12 protein-coding genes and 1 riboswitch are annotated in these 11,466 nt (G+C 42.7%); of the genes, 5 read left to right on the forward strand and 7 right to left on the reverse strand.

The genetic code is table 11. The annotated features are described in order from the left end of the window. The first annotated feature begins 61 nt into the window (after positions 1-61). The 3 genes from R7O12_RS14530 to R7O12_RS14540 all read left to right on the forward strand — a co-directional run bounded on the left by R7O12_RS14530 (position 62) and on the right by R7O12_RS14540 (position 3,006). A complete protein-coding gene (locus tag R7O12_RS14530; protein WP_017633995.1) occupies positions 62-2,011 on the forward strand; it encodes an LTA synthase family protein in 1,950 nt (649 codons plus the stop codon). Positions 2,012-2,157: 146 nt separating this feature from the next. Continuing rightward, complete coding sequence (locus R7O12_RS14535) at positions 2,158-2,523, forward strand: VOC family protein (RefSeq protein WP_005377781.1); 366 nt, start codon at positions 2,158-2,160, stop codon at positions 2,521-2,523. 99 nt (positions 2,524-2,622) lie between these two features. Continuing rightward, positions 2,623-3,006: a hypothetical protein gene (locus R7O12_RS14540; protein WP_054576467.1), complete on the forward strand. Its 384-nt coding sequence runs from the start codon at positions 2,623-2,625 to the stop codon at positions 3,004-3,006. Positions 3,007-3,096: 90 nt separating this feature from the next. Here the strand turns inward: R7O12_RS14540 and R7O12_RS14545 are convergent, their stop codons facing one another. After that, the gene (locus R7O12_RS14545) at positions 3,097-3,831 is read right to left on the reverse strand and encodes a chromosome segregation ATPase (protein ID WP_017820934.1); all 735 of its coding nucleotides are present in this window, start codon (positions 3,829-3,831) and stop codon (positions 3,097-3,099) included. Positions 3,832-3,862: 31 nt separating this feature from the next. Continuing rightward, entirely contained in the window at positions 3,863-4,021 is a 159-nt protein-coding gene (locus R7O12_RS14550; RefSeq protein ID WP_005377784.1) for a hypothetical protein, read from the reverse strand. A 527-nt stretch (positions 4,022-4,548) separates the two neighbouring features. Continuing rightward, positions 4,549-4,648: riboswitch (glycine riboswitch) on the forward strand. Between the two features lie 122 nt (positions 4,649-4,770). On the opposite strand from R7O12_RS14550, the gene R7O12_RS14555 reads away from it, so the two are divergent. After that, positions 4,771-6,141: an alanine/glycine:cation symporter family protein gene (locus R7O12_RS14555; RefSeq protein ID WP_047100667.1), complete on the forward strand. Its 1,371-nt coding sequence runs from the start codon at positions 4,771-4,773 to the stop codon at positions 6,139-6,141. 118 nt (positions 6,142-6,259) lie between these two features. On the opposite strand, the gene R7O12_RS14560 is transcribed toward R7O12_RS14555, so the two are convergent. Further along, positions 6,260-6,826, reverse strand: a complete 567-nt coding sequence (locus R7O12_RS14560) for a hypothetical protein (RefSeq protein WP_005385713.1) — start codon at positions 6,824-6,826, stop codon at positions 6,260-6,262. Continuing rightward, on the reverse strand, positions 6,826-7,461 hold the full coding sequence (locus R7O12_RS14565; protein ID WP_017820932.1) for a LysE family translocator: 636 nt from the start codon (positions 7,459-7,461) through the stop codon (positions 6,826-6,828). Before R7O12_RS14565 ends, R7O12_RS14560 begins: the two co-directional genes overlap by 1 nt. A 230-nt stretch (positions 7,462-7,691) precedes the next feature. Here R7O12_RS14565 and R7O12_RS14570 point away from each other — a divergent pair, with 230 nt between their 5' ends. Beyond that, entirely contained in the window at positions 7,692-9,164 is a 1,473-nt protein-coding gene (locus tag R7O12_RS14570) for a carboxypeptidase M32 (protein ID WP_318126072.1), read from the forward strand. A gap of 70 nt (positions 9,165-9,234) precedes the next feature. Here the strand turns inward: R7O12_RS14570 and R7O12_RS14575 are convergent, their stop codons facing one another. The 3 genes from R7O12_RS14575 to R7O12_RS14585 all read right to left on the reverse strand — a co-directional run bounded on the left by R7O12_RS14575 (position 9,235) and on the right by R7O12_RS14585 (position 11,451). Further along, complete coding sequence (locus tag R7O12_RS14575; RefSeq protein WP_064369089.1) at positions 9,235-10,185, reverse strand: LpxL/LpxP family Kdo(2)-lipid IV(A) lauroyl/palmitoleoyl acyltransferase; 951 nt, start codon at positions 10,183-10,185, stop codon at positions 9,235-9,237. Between the two features lie 420 nt (positions 10,186-10,605). Beyond that, positions 10,606-10,941: a DMT family transporter gene (locus tag R7O12_RS14580; protein ID WP_169644527.1), complete on the reverse strand. Its 336-nt coding sequence runs from the start codon at positions 10,939-10,941 to the stop codon at positions 10,606-10,608. 123 nt (positions 10,942-11,064) lie between these two features. Further along, positions 11,065-11,451 (reverse strand): DUF6559 family protein, encoded by a 387-nt coding sequence (locus tag R7O12_RS14585; RefSeq protein WP_042522536.1) that lies wholly within the window; start codon positions 11,449-11,451, stop codon positions 11,065-11,067. Positions 11,452-11,466 lie beyond the last annotated feature (15 nt).

The raw sequence follows: 11,466 nt of genomic DNA on the forward strand, positions 1-11,466 counted from the left end.
TTATTTCACGCTTGCTTTGCTAAAAACAACACAACATAACAATTAAACTATTCGAATAAATATGAAAAACTTATCAAAGAGCTCTGTGTGGGGGCCTTTGCAGCCAATTGCTGCCTTTTCTTTGTTTTCGCTTCTATTTCTGTCTATCTCAAGAGTTTTGCTAGCTTTTTGGCAGATTGACCGTATTGACTCTCTAAACGACTTAATTTACATCCTAGGTCAAGGTTTGCGCGTAGATATTGCAACGCTTTGCTGGTTATTTATTCTTCCAGCACTGTTTTCAACCTTCATGCCATTAACCGGTAAGATGGGAGAGTGTTGGAAGCGAATATTACGCATATGGATGGTTTTAGGGCTTTGGGTGCTTGTATACATGGAGCTCGCAACAGCGCCATTCATTCAGGAATACGACCTACGTCCAAACCGCCTGTTTGTGGAATACTTAATCTACCCAAAAGAAGTCTTGAGTATGCTCTGGACTGGCTACAAATTAGAACTGTTTATTGGTGCGTTAGGTACAGTTTTAACCATCACTTTAGGTTGGAAGTGGAGTAAGAAACTGACCGATAAGGCGCAGCAGGTCAACTGGAAATGGCGACCACTATTGGCACTTTTCGTTGTTCTTTTTGGGGTTGCAGGTGCTCGATCATCTTTAGGTCACCGCCCGCTAAATCCTGCTATGGTCGCCTTTTCTAACGATCCACTGCTTAACGACTTAGCACTGAACTCATCTTACTCATTGTTGTTTGCGGTTAATAGCATGAAGTCAGAAAAGAGTGCTGAGCAGTTCTACGGAAAAATGGACACTCAAAAGATGTTGGAATTAGTTCGCACTTCATCAACAAAGTCCGACTTCACCCCTTCATTACTCCCAACCATGAACAGTAACCCCGCGACTTACCAGGGTAAACATAAAAACTTAGTGATTTTGCTACAAGAAAGCTTAGGCGCCCAATTTGTCGGTGCTTTGGGTGGTTTGCCTCTAACACCAAACCTTGATGAACTCATGAAGGAAGGTTGGCAGTTCACACAAATGTACGCCACTGGTACTCGTTCTGTTCGTGGAATTGAAGCCGTAACCACGGGCTTTCCTCCATCTCCGTCTCGCGCGGTAGTGAAGCTGAGTAAAAGCCAAACGGGTTTCTTTACCATCGCGGACTTACTGAAAGCTCAAGGCTATCACACGCAATTTATTTACGGCGGTGAAGCCAACTTTGACAACATGAAAACTTTCTTCTTCGGTAACGGTTTTGATCAAATAGTAGAAGAAGACGATTATAACAACCCAAGCTTTGTTGGCTCTTGGGGTGTTAGTGATGAAGATCTATATAACAAAGCAAACGAAGAGTTTGAACGCCTTTCAAAAAGCGACAAACCTTTTTTTAGCTTAGTTTTTACGTCAAGTAATCATAGCCCTTATGAGTATCCAAAAGGCAAAATTGAGCCATACGATTCAGAATATATGACGCGTAACAACGCCGTTAAATATTCCGATTACGCTTTGGGCACTTTCTTTGAAAAGGCGAAAAAGTCATCTTATTGGGATGATACCATTTTCATTGTAATTGCAGATCATGATGCACGTGTTTCTGGCGCTAACCTTGTTCCAGTTAAGCACTTTCACATTCCAGCATTGATCCTTGGTAAAGGCATTCAACCACGTAAAGATGACCGCATAGCAAACAACATAGACATGCCGCCTACACTGTTATCTCTGATTGGGGTAGATGCTAAAACACCGATGATTGGTCGTGATTTAACGAAGCCACTGGCTCGCGAAGATGAACGCGCAATGATGCAATACGACAAAAACTTTGGTTATTTAACGCGCGACAATCTCGTTGTGCTTTCCCCTGGTGAAAAGATATCGACCCTGGCGTACGACTTTAAAGACCAAACCATGAAGCCGCTAGAGGTGGACGAATCTATTATCGAGCGTGCAAAAGCAAACGCATTATTTGCATCTAAAGCGTATCAAAACAACTGGTATTCTTCCAAACACACTCATTAATACCAATGATTCCGCTGATAAAAAGGAGCTAAACGGCTCCTTTTTCTTATTCTGTCACTTACCTTCGAGAATGTTCTACTGACAACTCCTGTCGTTCCTTTCCGTTAGATTGCCCCTACTATTTCTAATTGATTAAGGAACAAACCATGCTGACTATCAATTCATTCGTTCTCTACGTTGAGGACATCCACATAAGCCAAGTTTTTTATTCGAAACTGTTCGAACGCAAAGTCACGCAGTTGTCTCCAACCTTCGCCGCTATTCCACTGACCGAAGGCTTAACGTTGACACTCAAGCAAAGAGATAATCTTTCACCCTACAGCGGAATTAGAGGTGGTGGCACCGAGTTGTCTTTATCGGTGCCCAATAGTCATATGCTAGAGCGCATTTACAAGCGCTGGAAAGACCTAGGTGTTGAGTTTGTTCAACCACCAGCGACATCAGTGTATGGGTTAAATTTTATGGCTATCGATCCAGATAAGCATCGCATTCGTGTTTTCATAAATGAATAAAAATGCGTTAAAAATGCTTTTTACCCATTCCCAATGTGACTTCAATAAATTAGACTCAAGGAAACATCAAAAGCGGCGTAGTAATAAGAAGGAATGCCCATGAGCTCAAGTATGATCCTTAGCGAATCCCTAATCGAGAGCGGAAGAGATATCCCCCTCAAAGAACTGCTTTATGCAAAGCGCGTGCTGGATAACTACATGGCAGTAGCCAAAGAAAGTAGCCCGCTTGAGCTATTAACTGAGATGAAATCGGCAGCAAAGCAAGTAGAATACTTTACAACGACGAGTAACCCGTGTGAGGCTCGTAATGTCATCAGTCAGATGATTGATAAAATCGACACCGCGGAATCTTTTGATTCGTTCAAAGCATTAGCAGGTAAGCCATCTCAAGCACTCAATGAACTAATTGAAGATCGAGCTCAGCTGATTAAACACGAACGAGAACTCCTGCTCGCCTCAGGCTATGACGCCTCACGAATCTAATATACGCGATAGGCTAAAAGTCATAGCTAACAACGAAAAAGGAGCTCTTAAAGAGCTCCTTTTGCTTTTCAAAAATCGGATACAAAAGACTTAAAGGCCGATATCTTCCGTTATTGCTTTGATTTGTTTGAGGTCCATTTTATAGACTTCAATCATTTGATCGACCTGACTTAGTCGTGAATTAGCTTCGTCATGTTTATCACACGCGTCCGACTTCACGTCCCAAGATTTGCCTTCTAAAAATACGTCACACTCTTTCTTGAGTTTCTCAATCTTAGGTAATAATTTCGACCGTTCTTTCTCGAGAGACTCTAATTCTTGCGAAATTTTTAGCTCTTTCTGGAATACTTCGCGGGACCGCTCAAACATAGTCGCTTGCATATCCGCTTGACGACTCAACTTCTCATTTTCTGACTTCGTCGTGTTGATCTTATCTGCCTGCTGCTTCAATTGAGACTCTAGTGACAAGTTAACCTTCTCGACCTCAGTCAATTGCTTTTGCAACTTCTTAAGTGCTTTCTGATGAGCTTCATCTTTCGCGGCGAGTAACTCACTAACTTGGTTTTGTATCTCTTGGTCAAGCGCCTCTTCACGCACTTTTACTTGAGATGCCAACTGGGTTTTATCTTGCGTTAGTGCTTGATACTTTTCTTCTAATACGTGGTAAGTCGATTCCCACTTGTTCGCAGTGACAACCGATCCAACAAGGCCACCAAATGCCAAGCCTAACACCGCAGCGATTGCGATATAGATATGCGTACGTTTGTCACGCTCTTCAATGACAACTACGTCGTCTTGCTCTTCCATTTTGTTCTGAGAACTCACCGTATACTACTCCAAGGACTCTTTTACTTTGCTAGCGGATCAATTCCGCAAACATAATTGATGCTGTATAAATCAGAAATGCGCCAATTAATGTTATAACGGTCGCTTTTTGGACTTTTTCATTGGTTCGATAACGAAACAGCACAAATGCTACTGCAATCAACACCGCAATGGCTAATAATCTGGTCATACCGCCTCCTTGTCCACTCATGAAAAACTGCCTAGGTCCGTAGACTGTTTCACAAAGATTCATTGTAACCCATTTATACGTACCATAAGGTCAACTTAGCGTAGATTTTAAAATAAGTGCTCCGATTTTAATCAATTTTGTGTCCTTAATTGAATAACTTATGTCGTAACGGTCGAAACACATTTATCGTTCTGAAGTGTTTTTGGGTTCCATTCCCTAACCCAATAAATTTTATTTATGCCGTGACTCGCACAAAAAGATTGGCAAACATACCTTCATGAAAATTGATGAGGTTATTTCATTGAAAATAAATTGACATAGGGTGTTGAAATGGACCAAAAACATGATAGAGTTCACACGTTAATGATGACCAGCATCATTAACTAACCTTTACTCATTTAATTGAGTAATTGTTCCGATGAAGACTGCAGGAGAGTGGTTATTAATCAAATTTTAACATTTGATTAGCATAACTCGCCGAAGAATTAACTATTTCAGGTGCTACCTAGGTAGCGGGGACTGTAGTTGGAGGAACCTCTGGAGAGAACCGTTAAATCGGTCGCCGAAGGAGCAAGTCTTGCACTCACGCAAGGTGAAACTCTCAGGCAAAAGGACAGAGGAGTGGAAAGTTACAACCTAACTATTTTGCTTGGCCTTCCCGCCTACAACCAATAGCTTAGTTCTTTTAGAGATCGTTGATCTCGTCCTTTCCCTCTTCTCCTTATTAGTTGTTTTATTAAGGGGAAATCATGAACAACCTACAATCTTTACTACAAACCATCGATAATTTTGTCTGGGGTCCACCGCTGCTTATTTTGCTAGTAGGTACAGGGGTTTACTTCACTTTTAGCCTTGGCTTGATCCAGTTTAAACACCTCCCAACAGCGCTAGCGATGGTATTCAGTAAAGATAAGTCATCTAATACTCAAGGTGACGTTTCTAGCTTTGCAGCTCTTTGTACTGCGCTCTCAGCAACAATTGGTACTGGTAACATTGTTGGTGTTGCCACAGCAATCAAACTCGGTGGACCAGGCGCTCTATTCTGGATGTGGCTCGCTGCCCTTTTCGGAATGGCGACTAAATACGCCGAATGTTTGTTGGCGGTTAAGTACCGAAGAGTCGATGATAAAGGCCAAATGATTGGTGGCCCAATGTATTACTTGCAATACGGTGTTGGCTCAAAAGCTCTCGCGATCATGTTTGCAGTGTTTGCTTTGGGTGTTGCTTGTTTTGGTATCGGTACGTTTCCACAAGTAAACGCGATTCTGGATGCAAGTGAGATATCTCTTGGTGTTAACCGTGAGCTATCTGCCTTCGTACTAACTCTTTTGGTTGCTTTCGTAACTTTGGGTGGCATCAAATCCATTGCTAACGTTGCAGGAAAAGTGGTTCCTACCATGGCTGTATTTTATGTGTTGGCGTGTTTAAGCGTGATCATCATGAATGCAGACCAATTGTTCAATGCCGTTGAATTAGTGCTGGTTTCAGCCTTTACATCAACAGCAGCGACTGGTGGTTTTCTAGGTGCAAGCATCATGTTGGCAATCCAATCAGGTATCGCTCGCGGTGTGTTCTCAAATGAATCTGGTTTGGGTAGCGCGCCTATGGCAGCAGCAGCAGCGAAGACAGACTCTTGTGTTAAACAAGGCCTAATTTCAATGACGGGTACCTTTTTCGATACCATCATTATTTGTACCATGACAGGCCTTGCTCTAATCCTGACCGGTGCATGGCAAAGTGACCTTGCTGGTGCCGCGATGACGACTCATGCTTTTGCGGTGGGTTTAAATGCAGATACATTTGGCCCTATGCTCGTCTCAATCGGTTTGATGTTCTTCGCTTTTACCACCATTCTTGGTTGGAACTACTACGGTGAGCGTTGCGTTGTGTTCCTGTTCGGAACTAAAGCTGTGCTTCCATACAAACTGATTTTCGTTGGCTTGGTGGCATCTGGTGCATTCCTTCACCTCGATATGATTTGGCTACTGGCTGATATCGTAAACGGTCTGATGGCAATTCCTAACCTGATTGGTTTGATCGCACTGCGTCACGTCGTACTGGCAGAAACCAAACTGTTCTTTAGCTCAACATCGCAATCAGGTGAAGCAGTGAAAGCTTAGTGAAACGACAGCTGTTCGGTCACAAACTACCAGTAACGGAGAGCAAAGCACATTAGAAATGGTAAAAACATAAAGCCCGCTATTATTTAGCGGGCTTTATTTATCTTCGGTTAAATGGTTAATCTCTCAACCATTGATGCTCAACGTTTTCTCCACGTTCTTCAAAAAACTTCGCATTTTTTTGCTTGAATTGATCCGCTTTCAACTCTGATAGCGGCCAGTCTAAAAATGCTTCTGTTACAAACGAGTCGCCGACACCAACCTCAATCGATTCCAGATGTTTCCCGATGTAGCGATAAAAGTAGCCTTGCCCAAACGCATCGCACACCATAGGTACATGCCTGACACGTTGATGATTGACAGAGACCGAAGCCCAAGTCGTCGTTTTAGGTTCACAGGTTTGCTCTTTTACAACGTCGACCTCAAATTTATTGTCCATAGTTGTCGAAACAAAAACGACAATAGCGTCATGCAAATACACACGCCTGAGCAATAACTGTTTAGTGTCTTGAGTTCGCGTTTGTTGTATTCCATTAGCAAAAGGTTCGAAGTAGCCCCAGTGCCAAGACCAGATCATGCCGCGTTGCGCAAACTGTACTTGTGGCCACGTATGCCAAGCAACAGCGGCACCTATCCCCACAATAAATACAGCGAGTAGTATCAACAATCGATAAATATTACGCATTAAACGGGTTTTTCAATTAATAACTTCACACCAAGTGCGACTAATACTGCGCCCGTCGCGCCTTCCATCCACTTCATAAAGCTTGCATTCTTTAGTAGATTTTTAGCCGAGTTAAGCGCGCCAGCTAAACCACACTGCCAAACCATCGCAATAGCAAAGTGTACAGATGCCATCATCATTGATTGAAGCAAGGGTGAACCTTCTGGATTCACAAACTGTGGCAAGAAAGCCAAATAGAAGACCGCCGTTTTCGGGTTCAAGACGTTAGAAAGAAAGCCCTCTCTAAAAGAGCGCTTACCATTAAACACTTCGTGAATCTGCTCGGTCACGGTCAATCCATCTTTCGACGACATTAGCGCTTTTAAACTGCTCAAACCAAGCCAGATAAGATAAGCTGCGCCAATCATTTTTACGATTTGGAACAACTCTGCTGATTGCGCAAGAATCGCCGAGATACCAACCGCAGAAAAAAAAGCATGTACGAATAAGCCAAAGCAAATCCCTAGACTGGTTGTACATCCATCTTTTAGGCCCGATCGGCTAGTGTTACGGATAACAAGTGCAGTATCTAAACCTGGCGTTAACGTTAAAATCGTAATGGCAATAATAAATGCCTCGAAATTCAAAATATCCATATTATCGTGATAATTAATTGTCAATCCTTCATCAATACCGCCAATCCACAAGATTCGCAAGCTTCTTTTTTAAGAGAGCTATACAACTGGGTGAGTTTATGGACAATGGGTTGGAGTTAATTGTTAATTATTAATTATTAGTAAATTAACGCAGGTTGCTTAGTGCAACACCATATGAAGGACCCGTTATCGGGTGTTTAGGGAAAGAACAAAAGAATAAGAGTAGTCACATGAACGCATTTACAAAACTCGTTGAACATTCCAAAAAAGTGGCAAATTTTGAGCATCTATCAGCCATCATAGATTGGGATCAAGCGGCGGTCATGCCACCTGGTGGCGCTGAAGCACGCTCGAATGCCACGGCAGAGCTCGATGTACATATCCATTCTTTAATGACTCAACCGCACTTGGGAGAGCTTTTCGCTCAGGCAGAAGAAGAGACGCTGTCTACAAAAGAAAAATCTATCCTAAGAGAAATGAAGCGTGGGTGGCAGCAAGCTAACTTACTACCAGAATCATTAGTTCAAGCTCAATCTCTTGCTGGCTCCAAATGTGAACATGCATGGCGTACGCAACGTGGAGAAAATGACTGGGCTGGTTTTGAAAAGAACTGGGCTGAAGTCGTAAAGCTATCGCAGGAAGAAGCGCAAATTAGAGCCGAAGCAAATGGCACGACTCCTTATGATGCCATGCTCGATGTTTATGAACCTGGCACAACGTCTGCGTCGTTAGACATTCTTTTTGCTGACGTGAAAACCTGGCTTCCTACTTTGATCGATGAAGCGCTTGAAAAACAACAATCAGACAACATCTTATTGCCAACTGCACACTACCCTGCGGAAAAGCAAAAAGCGCTCGGTTTGGAAGCCATGAAGCTACTTCAATTCGATTTTGAACACGGTCGACTTGATGAGAGTACCCACCCATTTTGTGGCGGTGTACCGACAGATGTGCGTATTACGACACGTTATAATGAAAACGAGTTTGTCCAATCATTGATGGGGATTGTCCACGAAACTGGCCATGCTCGATACGAGCAAGGGCTACCAAAAGATTTATCAGGAACACCCGCGGGAGAAGCTCGCTCTATGGGTATTCATGAATCACAATCACTCTTCTTTGAAATGCAAATAGGACGAAGCAGCGCGTTTATCGATCACCTCGCTCGACTGGCTTCTAACCATTTTTCTGGTAGTGAATTCGAAAAAGACAATTTAGCCAAAATTTACACTCGCGTAGAAAAAGGCTTTATTCGCGTAGATGCTGACGAACTAACATATCCTGCTCACGTTATTCTTCGATATGAAATTGAGCGAGATCTCATGAACGGCGTCATCAAACATACAGATGTACCAGAACTCTGGAACGAAAAGATGAAAGCGTACTTGGGGCTATCAACCGAAGGAAACTTCAAAAATGGCTGTATGCAAGATATCCATTGGACAGACGGAAGTTTTGGCTATTTCCCGTCCTACACGCTCGGTGCGATGTACGCTGCACAATTTATGGCAGCGATGAAACAAACCGTCGATGTAGATGCGGTTATTCGTTCTGGCGACTTAGCTCCGATATTCAATTGGCTCTCGGAAAACATCTGGAGTAAAGGTAGCTTATTCACCACTGATGAGTTGGTAAAACAAGCCACGGGTGAAACACTGAATGCTAAACACTTTCAAGCTCACCTAAAAGATCGCTACTTATAAAGCGAAAAGAATAGAAAGTAAAAGCCCAAGGTTCGTACGTTCCTTGGGCTTTTTTTAGGCTCTCTATGTGTTATGCCAAGCTAGGGATGAGCCTAGGCTTGTACAAACAGTCCTCACCCTCTGGTCTAGTTTTAAACCGACGATGAAGCCACATATACTGGCTCGGACTTGCCATGATTGATGTTTCAACTATTTGATTCACGAATGCGGCGGCGCGTTGATGATCCTCTTTCGGGAAACCTTCGACGGGCGCACTAATGGTTAGGGTATAGTGTCCGTCTTTTCCTCTTACCATCGTAAAAGGCACAATGGCGCAATCTGTAGAATCAACCAACAAACTTGTGCCTGTCGTAGTACAAGCATTTTTAACGGCAAATAACGGTGCAAATGTCGAGCGTCGGTTACCATAATCGTGGTCCGGTGCATACCAAACCCGCTCACCCGTTTTAAGTGCTTCAAGCATGGCTTTGACGTTTTTACGATCAATCAGTGTACGATTAGAGCGAGAGCGTCCCTTATACTGAAAATAATCAAAGCACGGATTATTGTTTGGGCGATAAACACCGGTTCCAGACTTTTTAATGCCAAAAGCTCGAGCACCTAACTCTAGATTCATTGAGTGTACGGCCAACATTAATGCACCTTTGCCTGACTTCTCTAAAGCCTCTAGATGCTCCATGCCTTTTATCGTGACGTGTTTGTTTACCCGTTTATCTGACCAAAACCATGCCATTGCGGTCTCAAAAAGTGCGATGCCAGTATTGTCGATGTTGTCTTTTAGAATTGCTTCGCGTTGGCATTCTTCCATATGAGGGAAGCAAAGCTCAAGATTGCGTCTGATCGTAACTTGACGTTTTCTCATGAGTCGCATAGCTAAACGACCAATGTTGCGTCCCAAAGCTAGTTGAACTTTAAAAGGAAGGAGGCTAAGTAAGTACATCACGCTAATGATAATTAACGTTCCCCAGTAACGAGGCAAAAGAAATTCGGCCTTGAATGCAGGCTTTTTGTATTTGTTCATGTAAGTATTGTCAGATGTGCCCATCTATAAGTGATAAAAACAATGATAATGGACTGCACTTTTATCATTGATAACGCTAATAACATAAATTAAAGCGCGCGGATTCTATGGTTCTTCGACACACTACACAATAAGAACTTTGCAGAAATATGTAGGGAATGAAAAAGCAGTAAAGATGAGTCGCCACGTTAACATCTATCGGAGTGATTTATCTACTGCCCTTTCCTAAAGTTTGAAGAAACATAACTTTGTATTTTCAATGCGCTAAATAATGCCTGTTTTTCAATCACATAATGCGACCGTGATGAATGCAACAATAAGACATCATATCAATACTCGCCATTAGCGATTGAATTTGCACTAAAAAGCCGCAGCAATTTCTCGCTGCGGCTTCTTATTCACTTAACAAGTAGAGTGGCGTTATTCGTACCCTACTGTTTTGGATAATAAATTTACGATCAACACACCAGCGATAATAAACCCAATACCAACTAGGGCTGGTAAGTCTAGACGCTGTCCGTAAACAAAGTAACCAACCGTCGCAACCAAAACGATCCCAGCACCACTCCATATGGCATAAACAACCCCGACAGGCATTGTTTGCACTGTGACGGAAAGCAAGAAGAAAGCGATGCCGTAACCAATCAAAACGACTGTGCTCGGCATTACTTTCGTAAATTGCTCTGTTTTGGGAATATAAGAAGTGGCAATCACTTCACATACAATCGCTATCGACAGCGCCAACATTGGTGGCATAGAGACAAGCATTTTGAACATAAGGCATTAACGCTCAACAGAAATGTAACCGACAACATGTCCGGATAATTAGGCCGCGCATTATACCCAACTCATCTCACGATGGAATACCACTAACGATGTTTACACACCATCACTTTCGCTTACTTTTTGATGACCAGGTGAAAGGCTGACGTTTTGGTGCTGACGAGAAATTTCAAAGTAGATATGCATATCAATCGGCTCAGGTGTATTGAGTAGCATCTTACCTACTTCACGTTGGAAATGACCATAATTACCTAGCTCATCCGTTAGTTCTAGGAGCTCGTAAGAGGCTTCATCGGCAAACATTCCATACGCATACTGATAATGACTCACATCCTTGCTCTTATCATAACCCAGCTTTTGAAGAACTTGATCAATCTCTTCCGGCGTATAAATGTCTTTATCACCAAACGAATGCAGTAGCACGCAAGGAACTTCTTGAGCGATGCTCTGAATCTTTGTCTTTCTCTTGAAAATACCGAACATAATGTCCTCCACTGA

It is taken from the genome of Vibrio sp. Vb1574 (genome assembly GCF_033338675.1).

Excerpts from the sequence above, each read along its gene's own strand:
- R7O12_RS14550 (WP_005377784.1), bottom strand. The coding sequence starts at position 4,021 with ATGACCAGATTATTAGCCATTGCGGTGTTGATTGCAGTAGCATTTGTG.
- R7O12_RS14565 (WP_017820932.1), bottom strand. The coding sequence starts at position 7,461 with ATGGATATTTTGAATTTCGAGGCATTTATTATTGCCATTACGATTTTA.
- R7O12_RS14575 (WP_064369089.1), bottom strand. The coding sequence starts at position 10,185 with ATGAACAAATACAAAAAGCCTGCATTCAAGGCCGAATTTCTTTTGCCT.
- R7O12_RS14585 (WP_042522536.1), bottom strand. The coding sequence starts at position 11,451 with ATGTTCGGTATTTTCAAGAGAAAGACAAAGATTCAGAGCATCGCTCAA.
- R7O12_RS14580 (WP_169644527.1), bottom strand. The coding sequence starts at position 10,941 with ATGCCACCAATGTTGGCGCTGTCGATAGCGATTGTATGTGAAGTGATT.
- R7O12_RS14560 (WP_005385713.1), bottom strand. The coding sequence starts at position 6,826 with ATGCGTAATATTTATCGATTGTTGATACTACTCGCTGTATTTATTGTG.
- R7O12_RS14530 (WP_017633995.1), top strand. The coding sequence starts at position 62 with ATGAAAAACTTATCAAAGAGCTCTGTGTGGGGGCCTTTGCAGCCAATT.
- R7O12_RS14570 (WP_318126072.1), top strand. The coding sequence starts at position 7,692 with ATGAACGCATTTACAAAACTCGTTGAACATTCCAAAAAAGTGGCAAAT.
- R7O12_RS14540 (WP_054576467.1), top strand. The coding sequence starts at position 2,623 with ATGAGCTCAAGTATGATCCTTAGCGAATCCCTAATCGAGAGCGGAAGA.
- R7O12_RS14555 (WP_047100667.1), top strand. The coding sequence starts at position 4,771 with ATGAACAACCTACAATCTTTACTACAAACCATCGATAATTTTGTCTGG.
- R7O12_RS14535 (WP_005377781.1), top strand. The coding sequence starts at position 2,158 with ATGCTGACTATCAATTCATTCGTTCTCTACGTTGAGGACATCCACATA.